Source organism: Bacillus sp. 22-7 (genome assembly GCF_010628845.1).
GTDB lineage: Bacteria > Bacillota > Bacilli > Bacillales > Cytobacillaceae > Cytobacillus > Cytobacillus firmus_B.
The window spans coordinates 99,127-117,891 of the sequence record NZ_NJQY01000011.1; the positions used below are offsets into that span (position 1 = coordinate 99,127).

General features: G+C 42.7%; 17 protein-coding genes. 3 read left to right on the forward strand and 14 right to left on the reverse strand.

Features of this window, described 5'->3' with window-relative positions; all coding sequences use genetic code 11:
* Positions 1-297: 297 nt before the first annotated feature.
* The 6 genes from CE058_RS09925 to CE058_RS09950 all read right to left on the reverse strand — a co-directional run bounded on the left by CE058_RS09925 (position 298) and on the right by CE058_RS09950 (position 8,035).
* A complete protein-coding gene (locus CE058_RS09925; RefSeq protein WP_048010833.1) occupies positions 298-1,395 on the reverse strand; it encodes a nicotinate phosphoribosyltransferase in 1,098 nt (365 codons plus the stop codon).
* A 163-nt stretch (positions 1,396-1,558) separates the two neighbouring features.
* Positions 1,559-4,417 carry a DNA translocase FtsK gene (locus tag CE058_RS09930; protein ID WP_163142283.1) on the reverse strand — a complete coding sequence of 953 codons (2,859 nt, stop codon included), beginning with the start codon at positions 4,415-4,417 and terminating at the stop codon, positions 1,559-1,561.
* Positions 4,418-5,045: 628 nt separating this feature from the next.
* On the reverse strand, positions 5,046-5,846 hold the full coding sequence (locus CE058_RS09935) for a DUF1444 domain-containing protein (RefSeq protein ID WP_163142287.1): 801 nt from the start codon (positions 5,844-5,846) through the stop codon (positions 5,046-5,048).
* Between the two features lie 163 nt (positions 5,847-6,009).
* Positions 6,010-6,327 (reverse strand): thioredoxin family protein, encoded by a 318-nt coding sequence (locus CE058_RS09940; protein ID WP_048010830.1) that lies wholly within the window; start codon positions 6,325-6,327, stop codon positions 6,010-6,012.
* On the reverse strand, positions 6,324-7,346 hold the full coding sequence (locus CE058_RS09945) for a PTS sugar transporter subunit IIC (RefSeq protein ID WP_048010829.1): 1,023 nt from the start codon (positions 7,344-7,346) through the stop codon (positions 6,324-6,326). Before CE058_RS09945 ends, CE058_RS09940 begins: the two co-directional genes overlap by 4 nt.
* Positions 7,347-7,522: 176 nt before the next feature.
* Positions 7,523-8,035: a hypothetical protein gene (locus tag CE058_RS09950; protein ID WP_048010828.1), complete on the reverse strand. Its 513-nt coding sequence runs from the start codon at positions 8,033-8,035 to the stop codon at positions 7,523-7,525.
* Positions 8,036-8,197: 162 nt separating this feature from the next.
* Between CE058_RS09950 and CE058_RS09955 the strand changes: the two genes are divergently transcribed.
* Positions 8,198-8,644 (forward strand): YtoQ family protein, encoded by a 447-nt coding sequence (locus CE058_RS09955; protein WP_163142289.1) that lies wholly within the window; start codon positions 8,198-8,200, stop codon positions 8,642-8,644.
* Between the two features lie 20 nt (positions 8,645-8,664).
* Here the strand turns inward: CE058_RS09955 and CE058_RS09960 are convergent, their stop codons facing one another.
* Both CE058_RS09960 and CE058_RS09965 read right to left on the reverse strand, forming a co-directional pair.
* The gene (locus CE058_RS09960) at positions 8,665-9,177 is read right to left on the reverse strand and encodes a DUF84 family protein (protein WP_048010826.1); all 513 of its coding nucleotides are present in this window, start codon (positions 9,175-9,177) and stop codon (positions 8,665-8,667) included.
* A 54-nt stretch (positions 9,178-9,231) separates the two neighbouring features.
* On the reverse strand, positions 9,232-10,305 hold the full coding sequence (locus CE058_RS09965; protein ID WP_163142292.1) for a M42 family metallopeptidase: 1,074 nt from the start codon (positions 10,303-10,305) through the stop codon (positions 9,232-9,234).
* Positions 10,306-10,677: 372 nt separating this feature from the next.
* On the opposite strand from CE058_RS09965, the gene CE058_RS09970 reads away from it, so the two are divergent.
* Positions 10,678-10,992 carry a PepSY domain-containing protein gene (locus CE058_RS09970; protein ID WP_048010824.1) on the forward strand — a complete coding sequence of 105 codons (315 nt, stop codon included), beginning with the start codon at positions 10,678-10,680 and terminating at the stop codon, positions 10,990-10,992.
* Between the two features lie 46 nt (positions 10,993-11,038).
* Here the strand turns inward: CE058_RS09970 and CE058_RS09975 are convergent, their stop codons facing one another.
* Positions 11,039-11,881, reverse strand: coding sequence for a YtnP family quorum-quenching lactonase (locus tag CE058_RS09975; RefSeq protein ID WP_048010823.1), 843 nt, complete (start codon positions 11,879-11,881; stop codon positions 11,039-11,041).
* A gap of 147 nt (positions 11,882-12,028) precedes the next feature.
* A complete protein-coding gene (trmB, locus tag CE058_RS09980) occupies positions 12,029-12,667 on the reverse strand; it encodes a tRNA (guanosine(46)-N7)-methyltransferase TrmB (protein ID WP_048010822.1) in 639 nt (212 codons plus the stop codon).
* Between the two features lie 221 nt (positions 12,668-12,888).
* On the opposite strand from trmB, the gene CE058_RS09985 reads away from it, so the two are divergent.
* On the forward strand, positions 12,889-13,167 hold the full coding sequence (locus CE058_RS09985; protein ID WP_048010856.1) for a YtzH-like family protein: 279 nt from the start codon (positions 12,889-12,891) through the stop codon (positions 13,165-13,167).
* 3 nt (positions 13,168-13,170) lie between these two features.
* Here the strand turns inward: CE058_RS09985 and CE058_RS09990 are convergent, their stop codons facing one another.
* The 4 genes from CE058_RS09990 to CE058_RS10005 all read right to left on the reverse strand — a co-directional run bounded on the left by CE058_RS09990 (position 13,171) and on the right by CE058_RS10005 (position 18,732).
* A complete protein-coding gene (locus CE058_RS09990; protein WP_048010821.1) occupies positions 13,171-13,944 on the reverse strand; it encodes a phosphotransferase family protein in 774 nt (257 codons plus the stop codon).
* Positions 13,945-14,584: 640 nt separating this feature from the next.
* Complete coding sequence (gene pulA / locus CE058_RS09995) at positions 14,585-16,735, reverse strand: type I pullulanase (RefSeq protein WP_163142294.1); 2,151 nt, start codon at positions 16,733-16,735, stop codon at positions 14,585-14,587.
* 61 nt (positions 16,736-16,796) lie between these two features.
* Entirely contained in the window at positions 16,797-17,765 is a 969-nt protein-coding gene (locus tag CE058_RS10000) for a diacylglycerol/lipid kinase family protein (protein ID WP_163142297.1), read from the reverse strand.
* The gene (locus tag CE058_RS10005; RefSeq protein ID WP_048010818.1) at positions 17,755-18,732 is read right to left on the reverse strand and encodes a nuclease-related domain-containing protein; all 978 of its coding nucleotides are present in this window, start codon (positions 18,730-18,732) and stop codon (positions 17,755-17,757) included. The genes CE058_RS10000 and CE058_RS10005 overlap by 11 nt, the downstream gene beginning before the upstream one ends.
* Positions 18,733-18,765: the final 33 nt, after the last annotated feature.

Genomic DNA, 18,765 nt, shown 5'->3' on the forward strand with positions numbered 1-18,765 from the left:
CCTTTACGGGCAGTTTGATCCCCACTTATCCTCCTTTGATTCCTCTGAGTCTTGAAGTGGGGGTCTTACTGCCCGTTAGACTGCGATAAACTTACACTTTAATGTATTGAAACATTATATCATTAATCGATTTTAAAAACTATGTAACGTATTGCCAGCTATTTATTCCCTAAACATTACATATAAACCATTGGATATCAGGAAGGCTCTCTATTCCCGCCCTGGAGCTGTTCAGCTTTACGAGAAGAATGCAAAACCGAAGTGAGCCTACCATATCCATTTAAAAGTATTGCTCTGTTATTCAACTCTTTCAAGGCGGGGGTTGGGGCGGTAACGGCGTCCTGCCTTGGCAGCGTGCTTGCCGTCTATCATTACATTATCTCCCGTGAACCCAATGGTGATCTTAAGAAGGCTGCTTCCCACACCATAAGTATCAACTGGAACACCCTTTTCTTCAAAATCACGGATTCGGGATTCGGTGAAGCCTCCGCTCACCACAATCTTCACATGGCCGAAGCCTTCGTCATCCAGCGCTTTTCTTAGAGCAAAAATCAGTTCAGCATTGACTCCACGCGGGTCAAATGTTCCCAGGACATGCTGATTTCTTAAGAAATATTGATCAATCATCGTTCTGGAGGTGTCAACCCGGACACCTTTAAGTTCATCGCCAAAAGCCCTTGCGACTTTCAGTGAGTCAGTGATTGCATCATTGTTATAATCTACCAGAGCAACTAATTCGTCTTCAGGAAACGTCTCCTGATAAGCTTCAGCAGCCGCGACGATATCTCCCTTAAACATTTGAATCAGCGCATGCGGCATTGTTCCCATGCCCTTTTTGCCCCACCATTCGTTCATGGCATGTGTTGCCTGGGCTGTTGCACCCCCAATATAAGCTGCATATCCATCACCTGCCTGGGTGGTGTAATGATCATCCCGGTCTCCCATGAATATGACCTGTTTTTGAACACCGGAAACTCCTGCTGCTTTTACCACATTATAGACATTTGTGGCAACCGAAGTTCTTCTGGCCAATATGCCGTCAATGATTCCTTCGAGATAGCCGAAATCCTGATATCTACCTGTTATGGTCATTATTGTTTCAAAGGGTGAAATCTTGTCACCATCTTTTAATGAATGGATTTCCAGATCATCCGGACGGTCCGCAAATGTTTTTAATAACGCAATAACTTCATCTGTCCCGCATAGAACGGCATGACTCTTTTGAAAAAACTGCATAGTTACAATTTTATCAACGTGATATTTCTTCACAATTTCTCTGGTCTTTAGGAAGTAAACCGCTGAAAACCAGCCATCTCTTACACGTTCATCAAATTTAAAAGTCTGGTTTGTCAGACGCTTTATTTCTCCCTTAACCTTCATTTCAATCTCTTTCATCCCAAGCTCCTTACAAACATGAAAGAAAGCAGGCTTGCCTGCAGACTTGGCGTTGCAAGGAGCAGGCCCCTAAGCCGGCAGGACGCCGGCTTATGAATGCTTTCTTCGTTATCGTAGTAGTTATTCATATTATTTTAAACATGCAAGTAAAGAATACCATGGATTAATTTAATGTACTAGTGTCTTGTATGGATTCAAGATCAGCCGCAGTAATAAGGACATCCCTTGGTTTGCTGCCTCTATTTTCTGAAATGAATCCTTGTTTTTCCATCATATCAATCAGCCTGGCTGCCCTATTATAGCCTATTTTAAATCTTCTTTGCAGACTTGAAGTGGAAGCAGAGCCCTGATCAACAACAAACTCGCATGCTTCAAAAAACAGTTCATCCTCTTCTTCAATGGCTTGGGCTTTTTTCAGAAGCTCTTCCTGCTCAAATAAGTAATCAGGTTCTTGTTCCCTGCGTACATGGGCTACGACATCATCAATTTCTTTGTCTGAAACAAATGTCCCTTGGAGCCTGACCGGCTTTGAGGATCCATTTTCAAGGAAAAGCATATCTCCCCGGCCCAGCAGCTTTTCCGCTCCGCTTATATCAATGATTGTTCTTGAATCAATTTGAGATGACACAGAGAATGCAATCCTTGTTGGGACATTCGCTTTGATTAAGCCGGTAATAACATCTACGGAAGGCCGCTGGGTTGCGATAATCAGATGCATTCCGCATGCACGGGCTTTCTGTGCAATCCGGCAAATGGCTTCTTCCACATCGGCCGGCGCCATCATCATCAGGTCTGCCAGCTCATCAATCACAATGACCATAAATGGAAGCTTCTCTGAATATTGCTGATGCTCTTCAGCCAGCTCATTAAAACGGTTTATATCCCGCACACCGGCATGGGCAAATAATTCATATCTCCGCTCCATTTCCTCTACAGCCCACTTCAGGGCAGCTGTTGCTGCTTTTACATCGGTAATAACCGGGCTGACTAAATGGGGGATTCGATTATATGGTGCAAGTTCGACCATTTTCGGGTCAATCAGGAGAAGCTTTAATTCATCCGGACTTGCCTTATACAAAAGGCTTACAAGGATCGTGTTGATACAGACGCTTTTCCCTGATCCCGTTGCACCGGCAATTAAACCGTGGGGCATTTTCCTTAAATCCGTCACAATCGGCTTTCCTGAGATATCGAGGCCAAGCACAGCAGTCAATGGGGAGCTGCCATTCTGGAACTCAGGGGTGTTTATGATCTCACTAATAAATACCGGACGGCTGCTCTGGTTTGGAACCTCAATGCCGATTGTATGCTTTCCTGGAATTGGTGCCTCAATCCTAATATCCCTTGCTGCCAGACTAAGCTTGATATCATCTGAGAGGTTCGTGATTTTATTCACCTTGACCCCCGGTTCAGGCTGCACTTCAAATCTTGTTACAGAAGGTCCTTGCGTAACATTGACTACCCTGGCCCTGACATTGAAATTCTGCAGGGTGGAGTTTAACATCTGTTCCTGTTCGTAAAGCCAATCAGATGCTTCATCCATGATTACCGGCGGTGTCAGTAATGTCCGCGAAGGGAATTGGTAATACGAAATGTCATCTTCCGCCCGATATATCTGCTGTTCCTTCATCCTGTCCGATTCCGGTGAAGTCGGGTAATCCTCAATTCTTTCCGCTGAAGCAGCAGTCTGCTGGATGCTTTCAGATGGAAACACCGTGATATTATTTTTTTTTTCATCTGCAGGCTTTGATATTTTCCCCTGCTGGTTCATTTTTTTTCTGTCATTGTTCAGCATAATGACGTTGAATGGGATTGACCCTCTGGAAGAAGGCTTTTCCTCTTGAACATTTTTTTCCTGCACTGGATTCGGCATATCTTCATTCTCTGATTCTATGTTTATATCCTGGAATAATTGACTTTCCTCTAGAACCTCTTCAGCCTCTGGTTCAGGGATCGCATTAGAATTTAAATCATCCTGTCCGGAAAGTTCTGCTGTGTCTTCTGTGTATTCTTCTGTTTCTTCTTCTGTTTCTTCTTCTGTTTCTTCTTCATGAAGAGCCTCTTCAATCATATTTGCGAGCGATCTGCTGACTTCAGATTTTTTTTCATGATCAATGCTCTCTTCATGGTTTGAAAACTCATTGCCTGCTGGTTTGGAAGAATCAGGATGGATGACAGGTTCCAGCTCATCGTCCAATGCTGCATGTGTTTCCACTTCACAGGGTTCTTTTTCTTGGTTTTCCTCTGGAACTTCAAACATTAATTCAGATGCTTCACCTATTTTATATTTTTTTGCTGCCGGTTCCTCTTTTTCCAATGCAGCAGCCTGTCCCTGGAAAGCTTCCAGCTTATCAGTAATGACGGTTTTTCTTTCTTTTGGCGAATCAGCAGCAGTCATCATCGGCCTATTTTGAGGCTTCTGCTGAATTTTGCGCATAACCTCATCGTATGTAATTTCCCTGCGGTTATTTTCCTGTTCCCCGTTCCCTGATTGATCCTTAGGAGTGTTTGAGCCTGGTCTCTTAAAACCATATATGGGGGATGGAATTTCTGTTGGCTGGAAAGGCCTTTTCTTATTGGCAGCCTCTCTTTCGTTGCGGGTCAGGATTTTTTCTTCACTTGCAGGTGATGGCGCAGTCTTTTTTTGCCGCTCCCTTTCTGCGGAACGGGGCACCCTTTTTTCATGAAATGGAGAATCTGCTGGTTTTCTCTGCCGCTCCGTTTCCCTTATCCTTGGCCGCCGTTTTTCAGGTGTTTCTTTAACCGTCTGCCCGCGTCTATGCTCCTGCTTTTGCTGCCTCTTATTATCCCGGGCTGCTTCATGGTCAGGTATGACCGGAAAACGGAATTGGCCTTTAGGATATTGATAAACTACTTTAGCGTCTACATCTCTTGAACTTTCTTTTGTACTTTGAGAAGCAGGCTGTTTCTCTTGGTTTTGCTCATCCGCATGGTCTTCAAATTCCTCATGGTCTTCATCATTATCTTTAAACATATGGAACAGCTTCTTAATCCAGCTCATTTATATCAACTCTTTCTATCAAAAACTTTGTTAGACTATCTCTATTATTTTAGCAGTTATTCACAGATTTTGAATAAGAAATCCGAGAATGAGTCCTTTTAAAGGCAGAATGGGTAAATTTACAAACAAACGAAGGGCTGCAGACATACTTTCGACTCAGAGCAGTTAAAAGATTTATTTGTACCGACATCTGACTTTTTTCACAGTTCTGTTTTACTTTTTAATAGAAATAATTGATTGTTATATAATTCGAAAACAAATAATCACTCCTGGGGGTTTATTTCCCTTTTTTCAGAATGGATCAGCACGGTTAACAAAAAGACTCTTTTCGTATGAATTGTTGTATTTTCACCTATCAATGCTGCCCGTTTATTTCCGCTCCAGGATGCTCAGCGAACCGTGGGCAGGCGCTGAGCATCCTCGACGCTGCGCGTCTGCGGGGTCTCACCTGTCCCGCTACTCCCGCAGGACTTTGAATATACTTTCTTGAATAAACACCGCACGAAGAAAATGCGAAGGCATTTTCGAGGATCTCGCCTACAATCAACTCAGTAAATAATATACAATTAGCAACAAACCTTGCGAAAACAGCCAATAAAAAAGACCACATTGATGTGGCCTTTAAAAGCTATTTCTTTTTATTCTTACCCAAAATAAATATGGGTTCAAACTCTCCATTTTCGTATAAAAATGATAGGGAAGTAATGGGCACTCTTCCGCTCGCAAAGAAACTCATAGTCATCTGGGCGAGAACGTCATAGCCTGTTTCATTTTTAATATCAGCAATGATTAATACATCCTGATGCGGAACTGCCACTGCCATGGTTCCTTCTGCTTTCCTGCTCATTTCTTTAATGAACGAATCATTCAGTATCCTGCTTGCATCATATCCATCATTCTTATTTAAGAAATAGAAAGTATTTCCTGCTACAGTATCCGATTTCATATCTGTCGAGAGAGATCTTACATTAAATAGAGCCGTTTCTTTAATTCTTTCCGGATTCCAGCCCTCTTTTTCCATTAGCTGTGCATCAATAAGTCGATACGTTTTACCGAGGTCAAGGACATAATAGATCCGGGTTTCAGCCGTGTGTTCATCTGTCAGAAAAGGAACGCCTTCCTGTGATTCACCCGGAAAAGAGGTTGATCGAATGACCGGAAAAATGTTTTTTTCATGCCCGGATAAATGAGCATCCTCCACCATTGCTTCCAGGCCTTCTTCCACATAATAAACGACTTCGTCAATCGCTTTTTCCTTTTGCTCCTGCCATTTAGCTATAATGCCCGGCAGAGAGATAGTAATCCCCTTTCCCGTGTCCTTATTTTCTATTCTAAGCTGATCTTTTTCCCTGTCAAAAGAGAAAGTTCTGTTCTCTTTTGCTAAGCGCTGCTCCAATTCATTTTTCATTTTCCTGCTATCCATTTTCATATATAAGCCCCTCCTTTGGGGATTGATTTCCGACTATCATTTTACACTAATAAACCCTCCTGCTCAAAAAAGATGCAGGAGGGCATAAAAGCGGAAGTGACTTGCCCGCCACTGAAATCGAGGGGGCAGGCGCTGAAGCTGTTTTATCAAATAATTGCCAGGCCTAGTTTTCCAGAGTTTGAATAAAGTTCTCGATTTCTTCCTGAGTTTTGCGGTCTTTGCTGACAAAGCGGCCGAGCTCCTGGCCATCCCTGAATCCAATGAAGCTCGGAATGCCAAAGACATCAAGCTCAATGCAAAGATCAATGAATTGATCGCGGTCTACATAAACGAAATTATAGTCCCTATATTTTGCTTCAATTTCAGGCAATACCGGTTCAATCACCCGGCAATCAGGACACCAGTCTGCTGAAAACATGAAAATGTGTTTCCCGCTGCTGCGCATCTCGTTAAATTGCTCCATTGATTCCAATTTTTTCATTTCCTTCCGCCCCCTGTGCTGATATGCATGTCTCCATATTGGATCCAGCCTTTTTTCCTCATATATTCAGATAATATCAGGCTGATGAGAGCGGGTCCAATAATATGCAAGATGATGACCTTCATCCAAACGTCCGGGCCAAAGCCCATCGTGGTAAAAGTCATAATCTGGCCAACAAGCCCGCTTGTACCCATCCCTGCCCCTGCAGCATTGTTTTCCATCAGCCAGATGGTCGTGCCAAACGGTGCGAGGATCGCACCTGCGATTGTAGGCGGAATAAGGATGCGAGGGTTCCTAATAATATTAGGCACCTGAAGCATGGATGTTCCAATTCCTATCGCAATTAAACCGCCCATTTTATTTTCCCTGTAGCTGCTCACAGCGAAGCCGACCATTTGTGCTGCACAGCCAATTGTGGCAGCTCCTGCTGCAACTCCGTGCAAATCAAGCATAAGCGCAATGGCAGCTGAAGAGATGGGAGCCGTCAAGGCAAGTCCCATTAATACCGCGACGATGATACCCATGAGGATCGGCCTTTGTTCGGTTCCCCACATGATCAGGCTGCCAAAGCTTTTCATCCCAAAGTCAATTCCGGGTCCAATAAGTGTAGATACGACATAACCCGATGCAATGGTTACAAGCGGTGTTACAATGATATCCACTTTTGTTTCCTTACTGACCAATTTACCAAGTTCCGTGGAAATAAGGGCTGCAGCGAAGCTCCCTGCCGGCCCCCCGAGAGCCGCGCCTGCAGCCCCGCTTGCGATGGCTGAAAAGACAACCAGCGGCGGAGCATTCAGTCCGTATGCAACTGCCACTCCAATGGCAGGCCCCATCAGCCCCATTGCCAGAAGGCCCATTTCCTGCAAATATTTGATATCAGTCTGTTCCCCAATTGTCTTAATAATCAGCCCGATGATCAGCGAAGCAAACAAGCCCAGCGCCATGCTGCTCAGTGCATCTATAAAATAAACTTTAGGTGAAAGGGTAACCCCTTTTCGATTCAGGAAAGCTCTCATAATTTTCCCCCTATGTAAAAGTTCTGCATTTATAAGATAACATATGTAAAGACACTTGTAATATAAAATCTTCTGTATTTTTATTGTTCTTTTGTAGGGGGCTTTCTATTATATAAATTAAAGATTCAGCTGCTTATTAAGACAAAACAAAAAAACGAAGGGCAGCGCCCCTCGTTTTAGTTATTCATTTGAACAGAATTGGCTATTTCCATCATCGCAGCGGCGTCAGAGGATAAATTTCTGGTTTTAGCCTGCGTTGATAATTTTACGCCTCCAATCCCGACGACCAATTCATGTTCGTCTTTCTTTCCGCTGTTAATTAATAGGAAGCCATTATGTCCCTCTTTTGTATACGTCTCTTTAACTTCAAATTCATCTTTCTGCTTTAAGGTAGCATCATAAACAATCTTGCTGTCCGAATCTTCATGCTGGTTGTAAAAAAGGATGTATCGTTTCGAACCATTTTTTAAGATGATGTTATTTGGGCTTTCCTCTTCTACTTCATAGCCGAAAGGCAAATAATATTCTATATCTTCAAACTGATGATTGGTCTTTTCAGGTGATTGGTTAAATGCTTCCTCTGCAGCATTCTTTGCGGCGGTTTGCTCTTCTTCCAACGATGCTGAACAGGCACTGAGCAGTATAAATGAAATAAATAAGAGCAAGGCTGCGGTGAATCTTTTACTCATTCTATTGTCCCCTCCTTGCATGGATTCTCATATCCTTCCCTATCATACATTTCTTCTCAATAGTCTGACAACCCTTCATATCAGGATTGGCAGCCTTTTCACTGCGTTACTTCCTAGAAGAAATGTTAAAATATAAGAATATTGCATAAAGGAGGAAAAAGAATGGAAATAACCGTCTATTTAGCAGGTGAAATACATTCCAATTGGCGCAATGAAATAAAGGAAAAAGCAAAATTATTACAGCTGCCTGTTCATTTTACAGGTCCAATGGAAAATCATGACCGTTCTGACATGATTGGAGAGGAAATTCTCGGGACGCAGCCGGATGCAATACTTCGAGATGAAGCTGCTTCAGGCATTAATAACTTAAGAACACAGCTTCTAATGCAAAAATCAGATCTGGTGATTGCATTATTTGGTGAGAAGTACAAGCAATGGAACACCGCCATGGATGCAAGCGCAGCTGCCGCACTTGGAAAGCCGCTGATCCTTATCCGTCCAAAGGAACTTCACCACCCTCTAAAAGAGCTTTCAAGCAAAGCAAATGTTACTGTTGAAACTGTCAGCCAGGCATTGAAAGTTTTGTCGTACATCTTTGAAACCGAATAAAAAAAGGGGGTAGCGCTATGCTATCCCCTTTTTCTATATTCATATTGCCCGATAAGAAGCTTCATGACATGCGAGAACATGGCAGCACGGTCAATCTGCCCATTTGTAAAAATTCCAACTGCTCCTTCATTTTTACGGACGTTTTCTATTTGTGCATAATCATCCATGACAGGGCCCAGTTCTTCGCCAGCTGATAGCCTTTCTGCAACAGCATCAGGAAGAGGAATCCTTGCTCCGCCTGCAATAATCGGAGGCTTTTCTTTTTCCGCCAGAGCCCCCCAGTTACAGAGAAAAAGCCCATATTCTGTTTTTTGCACACCTCCCTCTAACCCAATGCCGATTTGACCTCCGGATATTTCAAGTGCTCCAAAAGCTCTGTTAATGGCTCCTTTAATGGTTTCTTCATCAGAAAATGGCTGATCATTCACTCCCGAGGGCACATCTTCGGACATAATGTCTGCTTCATAATCACTAAAGGCCGCCTGTACTGCCGAAATCTTTGCAGGATTTTTTGAACCAATGATGATTTTCATAAATGCTCCTTTCTTTTGACAGGAAAAAGAGACAGCACCTGCTGTCTCATCTGATTAACTGTTTTGACGAATTGTCTCTACTGTTGAACGGTCACAAGACTTTACAAGTTTAACAAGCAATTCTTTTGCCGCTGCATAATCGTCGACATGCACGATGGATGCATGTGTGTGGATATAGCGGGAGCAAATGCCGATTACTGCACTGGGAACACCTTCGTTGGATACATGAACTTTTCCGGCGTCTGTTCCGCCCTGTGAGACGAAATACTGATATGGGATGTTATTCGTTTCGGCTGTATCCAGTACAAACTCCCTCATGCCCCGGTGCGTTACCATTGAACGATCAAGTATTCGCAGCAGAGCTCCCTTGCCTAAGTGCCCGAACTCGTTTTTATCCCCTGTCATATCGTTGGCAGGGCTTGCATCCAGCGCAAAGAAAATATCAGGAGTGATCATATTCGCTGCTGTCTGTGCACCTCTTAATCCAACCTCTTCCTGAACTGTTGCTCCTGAATAAAGGATATTGGGAAGAGCTTCATTCTGGACTTCCTCTAAAAGCTCCACAGCCAAGCCGCATCCGTAACGGTTATCCCAAGCTTTCGCCAGTATTTTCTTTTCATTCGCCATTGGTGTGAATGGACAGATAGGCAGAATTTGCTGTCCTGGCTTAATGCCTATTCTTTTGGCATCTTCACGGTCATCCGCCCCAATGTCAATCAGCATATTCTTTATTTCCATCGGCTTTGAGCGCTTTGCTTCGTCTAAAAGATGCGGAGGAATGGAACCGATAACTCCTGTCACAGGTCCCTGATCTGTAATAATTTGTACTCTTTGTGCCAGTAAGACCTGGCTCCACCAGCCTCCAAGTGTCTGAAAACGGATCATGCCATTATCTGTAATGCTTGTGACCATGAATCCTACTTCATCCATATGTCCTGCTACCATTACAGTCGGGCCGCTTTCATCCCCTCTTTTAACTCCGAAGATGCCCCCCAGCTTATCCTGAACAACATCATCTGTATATTGGCTGATTTGTTCGCGCATGAATTTCCGGACTAAATGCTCGTTTCCAGGTGCCCCCGGCAACTCTGTCAATGTTTTAAAAAGCTGCAAAGTTTTTTCGTTCATTTATTCTTCTCCTTTTTCAATCAATAGATTGTCTATGCAGATATGTATAAAGTGAAACTTCAATCAGTGGGGAGTGCTTTTCTCCCTGCTGATTGTTAGTTGAACCAATCGGGCCTTTACGGGCAGTTTGACCCTCACTTATCCTCCTTTAATTCATCTTAGATTTGAAGCGGGGGTCTTACTGCCCGTTAGACTGCGATGATCTTATTTTACAGAACTTTCATACGTCTTTCCACCATTTCAGCCAGGAAATTTCGACTGACGAAATGCAATATTTATTTTAGTTCCAGCCTATTTTTGGTAAGATAGATTTGGAAAACAGAAAATTTTAATAATGAATTGCTTATATCATCAGCCTGGGGAGGTGCAATTATGAATTGGAAATCTTTTATGTTAGGTGTAGGAGTTGGTTTGGCAAGCGGATACGCAGCAAGGGAATTGCTTTCGCAGAAAACTTCTGTTTCCCCGGAAAAAGCTTTAGCTAATGCAAAGGATGCCTTTAAGCAGGAAGGTCCGATTAGTGGTTCATGGATTCAAATGAAAGCTGAACCTTATGAAAAGGGACATTTAAAATATCAGGTCTATAAGGGCGGCATTTCAAGATTTTCCGGTGAGGAAGCCGAGCAGTATGAGTTCATTGCTGATGCAGAGACTGGAACCATTTTGGACGTCTTCCCGCTGCATTAATCGCCAGCAGCCGAGTTGTATTAAAAAATCCCCGGATGGGGATTTTTTAGCTTTTTTGCTTTTCCACTTTTTCAGCAATATTTCCTGCTTCATCCCACTTGACTGCCCTGTAGAAAGCATCGTGGTAAAAAGTGAACCATGCATTTTTCTTCATCCCGTATTCCATCCATTTTTCCTTGGCGCTGATGGAATCCATCGGGTAGTCATCATAAGCGAGGACCCATAAAACATTTGCATGGGCATGTGTTGGCATGATATCAGCCATATGAATGACGGTATCGTCTTCATCTTCTATAACCAGGATGGAATGTCCATCACTATGGCCGCCTGTATGCACCATTTTAATAGGGCCGAGTGTCCACTCCCCATCAAAAACTTCCACCTGATCCTGAATGGACTCCCAGTTTTCCTTCCAATATGTATTTCTTGAGCGAATATTAGGATTTCTCATTTCCTCCCATTCCACCCGTGATGCGATGATTCTGGCGTTAGGATATACTGAAGAGAACTTTCCTTCTTCCGGTTTCGTCAGTCCGCAGGCATGATCAAAATGAAGATGCGTCATAAGGATATAATCGATATCCCTTGGAGACAAACCGTGCTTCGCTAAATCCTGTTCAACAAACGACTCTTCAAGCGCTCCGAAATTCCTCTTCTGTTTTTCATTCAGTTTCCCATTTCCCAGACCAGATTCGACTAAAATATTCTTACCTTCAAATTGAATAAGAATGGGATCTGTTCTCAGCTCGATCTGATTTCTTTCATTGCATGGATATCTTTTTGACCACAAAGGCTTCGGAACTACTCCAAACATGGCTCCGCCGTCAAGATATGTGACACCGCCGCGAAGCCAGGACAGCTTTAAGTTATTTAACTTCAATGTTTCCATGAAAATCCCCTCCAGTTATGATTTCTGAGCAAGCGCTCACTTTCCCTTTACCACATCATAACATTTAAGCGCTTACTTATAGAAATATTTAAACTATTTATGCGCAAATACAAAAAATAAAAAGTCTATCCATATGGATAGACTCAATTATCTGTATTGCACTTCACACCGGAATATACGGCTTCCCCTTGATGAGAACTTTTCTTCATATTCGGTCATGATGTTTCCTTCAAAGTCACTATTGTGAAGATCGAGGCTGACAAATGTCAGCAGCATGCCATAATCGGAAAAACTCATAAGAGAAGATTCAAACAGTCCCTGGTTATCGGTCTTGAAGTGAATTTCTCCCTTATCCACAAGAATATCTTCATAAATATCCAGGAAGCTTCTATAAGTCAGCCTGCGTTTTGCATGACGCTTCTTCGGCCATGGATCTGAAAAATTGAGGTAGACACGATTGACTTCGCCTTTTTCAAAGTAGTCCCGAAGATCATTTGCGTTTACATTCAAAAGCTTTATATTTGGAATCTCTTCCTCAATGATACGATCCAGTGCGGTGACAATCACGCTTTCAGCCAGCTCAATTCCAATATAGTTAATATCCGGGTTTGCTTTTGCCATACCAGTTATGAAGCGGCCTTTTCCTGTCCCAATTTCTATATGAAGGGGCTGATCTTTATCGAATGCTTCCTTCCACTTTCCTTTATATTTTTCAGGTTCTGAAATTACGTATTGAGGATATTCGGCTAATTTATCCTTTGCCCAGGGTTTATTTCGCTGTCGCATATTGACACTCCTAAAAATTAATATCGTTCAAACAATATCATGCCCATCACTGTGATGCAACTTTATTTTTTAAATTGGTTTATCCCTTGCCTGCAGTTTAACCTAATGGCATTTAAACACTTAAATTACATCCCCGCATGAATAAATAAAAAAGGAATCCACAACCTAAAAGTGAATTCCTTTTGCACTTATTTTCAGATTCAAAAGAAAGGGTGTTTTTCATGCCGCTTGGACACCAGGATCAATTAAATTTATTAAAAGATATTTTAAGCAATCATCAGACAGATTGCTGTGGCTCTATTTCAGAATGTGAACAATTGGAACGCCTGGTTAAATCATTAATGATCAACGGAAACATTAATCAAAACGTAAAAACAGTATTAGAAGAAATTTATGAATACAGTCAGCATGGAATCAATTCTTCCCAATTGGATACCCACATTGAATCCCATCAGAATGATTTATCACAATGGGTACAGGAAATTGATCAATTTTCGTAAATCTCAAAGAAGCTCATCCAGGTAAGAAAGCCACTTGTCCATTTCCTGGAATCTGAATTTATTTTTATGCCATTGGATAGATGTCAAAGTCTGTGCAATCACATACCATTTCATGCGGAGCAGCAAATCCTCTGTCAATTGAATGCCATACCGCTCAAGCCAATTCGGCCATTCTTCTTTAGGAATGTACCAATATAGCAGCATGCCCAGGTCGATGGCGGGATCTGCTATCATGGCTCCATCCCAATCAATCAAGTACAGCTGGTTGTTTTCCGCAAGCAGCCAGTTGTTATGATTCACATCGCAGTGGCACACCGTATTTTCTTCACAGCGGATATGCGAAACTTCTTTTTTAAGGAAATCGACCGACTGAATAACAGCAGCCTGCTCCTTCAGATCACAGTCCAGCTCTTTCTCTATCAAATGCAGAAGAGTTTCAGGCTGCAGCGGAGACTTCCCCATTCTTGTCAGCATACCAAGCAGCGGCTTTGAAGAGTGGATCTTCCTCAAAAGCTTTGCCACGCTTTCCCGGTTCATGTCAGAAGCTTTCAGCTCCCGTCCATTAAGCCATTGCTGGGCAGTTATAACGTCCCCATTTTCCATTCTTTTTGTCCAGATAAGTTTCGGGACGATTCCTTCCGCAGATAGAACCGCCAGGAAAGGAGAAGAGTTTCTTTTAAGAAAAAGCCTCTGCTCATCGTTCTTTGCATAAAAAGCTTCCCCTGTCGCCCCTCCGGCGGGAACAATCTCCCAGTCATGTCCAAATAAATGTTCCAAAATTGTTCACCTGCAATTTAATAAGCCATTGTAGAAAAGCGCAAGCGCCTTGCCCACCCATATGAACGCAGACTAAGTTCGCCACGTCCTGTGGCAACGTCTGCATGACCCACATCCTGTGGGCCCCAAGCACAAGACGAGCCTCCCAGAAAGGCGTTCTTTGCCTTTTTGGGAGGATTGGCTTGTGACCTCGAGGGGGTAGGCGCTGGAGCTAGACAATTCTCGAAGTAAAAATAATTAAGAGTTGAAAAATAAGCCCTGTTTTTTGCATCAAGACTTATTTTGCCATGGCCGATAAAAGGGCCGTTGCTTAGTAATGTTATGTTCTATACGACTATAATGCATTTTTGCAAATATAGCTGTTTATCAGGTTAATTAGGTAAAGCACCAATAATGCACAAAAGTAATCAGCAAATATAAAACCACTAATGTAACGGAACTAAAAATAAAAAAAAGAGCTATTGATGTAAGTTCCTCACAATAGCCATCTTTATAAATTTTATTCTTACTGGCTTTTTTCGTCAAGTGCATCTATTTAGGTTTACGGAATATCATCAGGAAAAATGATGTTTTTTCAGGTGTTTATATCAGTATTTTCCAATTGAGGGTAATGTTTTCAGAAAAAAGCAGCAGCCTGTTTCTATTTTCTGCAAACCAGCACATATGAACTTATTGGCGGAATTGTCAATCTGGTGCTTATCTTGCGTATTGTGGAATTGCCGGCGGTATATTCATCTGCAATAAGGTCCCAACCCCCGTCCGGAAGCAGAATTTCTTCGTCCGTCGCTGAAGGATTGATAATAACTGCTGCGCGGCTGCACCCGGCATTTTGATCAGAGCTGGTTAAGACATATCCAATTAGCGGTTTTTTAATATCCATGAACCGCATGAAATTCCGGATTAATTCTGCATCGGCAAGCCTGAAAAGAGGAATTGACCTTCTAATGCTGATCATCCCTTTAATATATTCAACATTATTGAAATAACGTGATTTTCTCTCCCAGTCCAGTTGATTGATGGAGTCTGGAGCCCGGTAGCTGTTTCCATTCCCGCCTTTGGTCCGATAAAATTCCTGCCCGCTATGCAGAAATGGAATTCCCTGTGACAGGAGTACCATTACGGTTGCCAATCGGTGCTTTTTTTGCTGTGTAATCGAATCCGCATTTTCAGAACAAACCAGGATTTTATCCCATAGAGTGTGATTATCGTGGGATTCCACGTAATTTACTGATTGCGATGGGGAAAGGAAGATGCCTTTCTCCTTTTTTTCAAGGCCAATGCTTCCGGCCAATACCTGCTTTGCCGCATCATAGTAATGGTCATTCCCTAACGCGTATCCTTTATCATATAAATTAAAGGTGCTGCCTTTGATGGAATCTCTGAACCAGTCATTGAATTGGCCGATTCCCGGCAGCTTTTCCTGATTGCGGATGCTTGCTTTCCGGTCTTCCGGTATAGGGGTATTCAAATCCCAGCCTTCTCCAATGATAATGACAGCAGGGTCAATTGATTCCGAAATTCTGCGAACCTCATTCATCGTTTCGATATCGAGGATACCCATCAAATCAAACCTGAAACCATCAATTTGATATTCCTTCATCCAGTATGATACGGAATCAGCAATAAATTTCCTGGCCATCAGGCGCTCAGAAGCAAAGTCATTTCCAACTCCGGTGCCATTTGAAGGCATTCCATATTGATCATGGCGGAAGAAATAGCCCGGTACGATTTTTTCAAAAGAAGAATGCTCACGAATATATACATGGTTGTAGACTACGTCCATTATGACTCTAAGCCCTTGGGAATGAACAGCCTGAACCAAAGCTTTCAATTCTCTAATCCGTGAATAGGGATCCAGGGGATCGGAAGAATAGCTTCCTTCCGGGACATTAAAATGGAGCGGATTATAACCCCAGTTGTATTCTTCTTTTGGACTTTTTTCATTTACACCTTCAAAGTCATGGACAGGCAGAAACTCAATGTGAGTTACACCGAGCTGTTTGACATATGACAGGCATGTCGGCTCCCCATCACTGCCAACAGTGTTTTTCTCGCCCGCTCCCAGATAAAGGCCTTTCTGTTGTGCCCCGCTCCCTGGATGAATGGTAAAATCCCTAATATGTGTTTCATATATGATAGCATCTGTCGGCTGATGGAGCGGTGGAAGCTCAGGCTTCTTTATTTTTGTACTTTCCAGATTGACGACAGCCCCATATTCACCATTCATAGCCGAGGACACAGCATATGGATCTACAGCTTCTTTCCACTCCAGGTTAATGCATACCAGGAAAGAATAAAGAAAACGATCGAGGTCGCCGGTTACTTCACAGCTCCAGACTCCCTTCTCGCCTCTTGTCATTGGAAAAAGCTCCGCTTCCCCCTCCAATGCTCCTTTTAACTTCAGCTTTACCATTGCGGCTGTCGGAGCCCAGAGCCTGAAGCACGTCTTTTCTTTGCTGTATGATATACCCAGAGGTCCGTCATAATAGAACTTCTTATCAAAATCACTTGTTCGAATGACCGCTCCGATTTGCAGGTCTGTTTTTCCGCCATATTCATCCACTATCCAATATTGTTTCCCGAATTCCACATCATGATCTATTTTGCATGTATATTTAACGGCGTCCTCAATCGGGTTGCTTTGCAATATGTCTACAGGAAACTCTTCCTCCACGTCTGAAAGGAGAGAGAACCCGGAAGAACGTCCCTGATGATAGCTGAAAGGAAGTAGAATCGTAATGATGTGCATTTCATCCAGGTATGCATTAAAAGTCCGTTCAATCGTTATCATTCCACTCAGCTCCTTTGCTTAGTAGGACGGTAATTTAAGAGCAGCTCTCTCCTAAAAGTCATCACCCTTCTTTAACATATCCTTTAATTATTGAAATGAATTCCGGGCAAACAGATGCTGAAATCGGTGTGCTGCCCAGAATCTCGCCATCTGCGTGGGCAGGGATGGGGTGTGAAGAACGAATGCTGATATTTCTGCCCTGCAGGATTGCGACTTCTTTAAATCCTATATGTCTCCCCTTGAAGACAGAGGCAAATACAAACAAAAGTTTAATCCTGGATATATTGTGGACTACCGTAACATTTAGAATTCCATCAAAGGGGTTTGCATCCGGAGAAATCTTCATACCGCCTCCGTAGAATGGCTGATTGGAAATAGTGATAAACCAGGCTGACCTTATTTGATGTTTTTTTCCGTCAATGATGATTTCAAGATTAGAGCATTTATAGAAAAACAGTTCTTTTATAAGAAAGAGAGCGTATACAAATTTGCCCAGAGAAAGCTGATTCAAGATACCCTTGATCTTTGAACTGTTTACTTTCCGGGAAATCAGTGCATCAAATCCTGCACCCATATTATTAATAAAATATGTTGTTTTCCCATCTGTGTGTCTAATCATTCCGATATCGCCCTTCACAGAATGACTAATTCCCTTAAGTATTGCGGTTAAAGATTCCTCCGGGTCTTTAGGGATATCAAAGCCCCGCGAGAAGTCGTTCCCGGACCCTCCCGGAATAAACCCGACAGTCACATTCTGATGACCCGCCGCGCCATTCATCACTTCATGAACCGTTCCGTCTCCGCCCACAGCAACAAGATACAACCTTTGTTCGCCTGCCTGTTCTATATAAATCTTTGCCAATTCCCTGGCATGGCCGCGGTATTCTGTCCTGACGGCAGAGTAAGAGATATTTTCCTCTTGCAGCTTCTGCTCAACCTTTCCCCAGACTTTCAGGCAATAACCATTTTTCGCCTGCGGATTAATAATGAACATAAGTGGATTATCCCCGTGGAACGTTTCAGGATTCATTCCGATTCTCCCACTCCAGTCTTTTGACTGATGCAGTCTGGCAATATTGAAGCAGTGCCTGTGCTCCTTTTAATTGAGCATGCTTGAGGGGAGAACGCTGACTTCTCATTGCCTGAAACCATTGATCATAGGTCCTTTTCTCGACCAGCTGTACATCTGCCGGTGCTGCAGGATAATCAATATAGCCATTTCGCGTAAGTACAGCTTTTTTAACCGGCAATTCAATAGAATGAATTTCAAATATTTTCCGGATAATTTTTTCTGTTCTATTTAATGCAAGCAGCGGATTCAGGACTTTTTTTTCTTCCCCTTTTCCCTTTTTTGTCCAGAATCTATCCCTTGAACCTGTGAATACCGCTGAATCTTCCTGCTCCAAAAAGCTGATGCACCATACCTCTGTCGGTCCTATGACAATAATTTCTGTTTCAACAGGAGCCCTTTTCAATAAAAAGATCGGATTATACATGACAAGATACGTATCCGGATATCTCTGCAGAAAATATTTTAGCTTTTCATCATAATAGTAGTGCTTCTCGGGAAAGGATTTTTCCGTTAGTGTGGAGGTTGCCCATTTCATCTGGAACCGGTAAAGCTGGTCCAGAAACTGGTGTTTTAGATTCTCAATTGTTTCTGGACGTACAGCAAACCAGGCTTCAAATTCAAGCACATCTTCCTCCTTTTTCACTTTATTTTCGACAGGATCATTTTGCTCAAATTCTTCATTCCTGCCCCTTTTTAATAACCCCTTTATTTTTTCCATCAGCGGCTCTTTTTCTTCATCGGACCAGTCCGCTGTGCCCGAAGTATCATGCTGCGCGGGTCGAGGGGTAAAGGATTCATTTGATTCCCACGTTTTATGCCATTTATCCCACTGCTGTTTTTTCAGCCTGACAAAACGGGAAGGATATACAAAAATGTCCTGCTGGTAACGTGATACATAATCCTGCAATTTAATTAACTGTCCCATTCTCCTAGCCCTGCTTTCGTAAATAACTTTCTA

Coding starts and splice junctions, on each gene's coding strand:
- pulA (WP_163142294.1), bottom strand. CDS start 16,735: ATGATAACGATTGAACGGACTTTTAATGCATACCTGGATGAAATGCAC.
- CE058_RS09930 (WP_163142283.1), bottom strand. CDS start 4,417: ATGAGCTGGATTAAGAAGCTGTTCCATATGTTTAAAGATAATGATGAA.
- CE058_RS09935 (WP_163142287.1), bottom strand. CDS start 5,846: ATGAAAATGGATAGCAGGAAAATGAAAAATGAATTGGAGCAGCGCTTA.
- CE058_RS10000 (WP_163142297.1), bottom strand. CDS start 17,765: ATGAATCCTGAAACGTTCCACGGGGATAATCCACTTATGTTCATTATT.
- CE058_RS09960 (WP_048010826.1), bottom strand. CDS start 9,177: ATGAAAATCATCATTGGTTCAAAAAATCCTGCAAAGATTTCGGCAGTA.
- CE058_RS09965 (WP_163142292.1), bottom strand. CDS start 10,305: ATGAACGAAAAAACTTTGCAGCTTTTTAAAACATTGACAGAGTTGCCG.
- CE058_RS09925 (WP_048010833.1), bottom strand. CDS start 1,395: ATGAAAGAGATTGAAATGAAGGTTAAGGGAGAAATAAAGCGTCTGACA.
- CE058_RS09940 (WP_048010830.1), bottom strand. CDS start 6,327: ATGAAAAAATTGGAATCAATGGAGCAATTTAACGAGATGCGCAGCAGC.
- CE058_RS10005 (WP_048010818.1), bottom strand. CDS start 18,732: ATGGGACAGTTAATTAAATTGCAGGATTATGTATCACGTTACCAGCAG.
- CE058_RS09975 (WP_048010823.1), bottom strand. CDS start 11,881: ATGGAAACATTGAAGTTAAATAACTTAAAGCTGTCCTGGCTTCGCGGC.
- CE058_RS09970 (WP_048010824.1), top strand. CDS start 10,678: ATGAATTGGAAATCTTTTATGTTAGGTGTAGGAGTTGGTTTGGCAAGC.
- CE058_RS09985 (WP_048010856.1), top strand. CDS start 12,889: ATGCCGCTTGGACACCAGGATCAATTAAATTTATTAAAAGATATTTTA.
- CE058_RS09955 (WP_163142289.1), top strand. CDS start 8,198: ATGGAAATAACCGTCTATTTAGCAGGTGAAATACATTCCAATTGGCGC.
- CE058_RS09945 (WP_048010829.1), bottom strand. CDS start 7,346: ATGAGAGCTTTCCTGAATCGAAAAGGGGTTACCCTTTCACCTAAAGTT.
- trmB (WP_048010822.1), bottom strand. CDS start 12,667: ATGCGACAGCGAAATAAACCCTGGGCAAAGGATAAATTAGCCGAATAT.
- CE058_RS09950 (WP_048010828.1), bottom strand. CDS start 8,035: ATGAGTAAAAGATTCACCGCAGCCTTGCTCTTATTTATTTCATTTATA.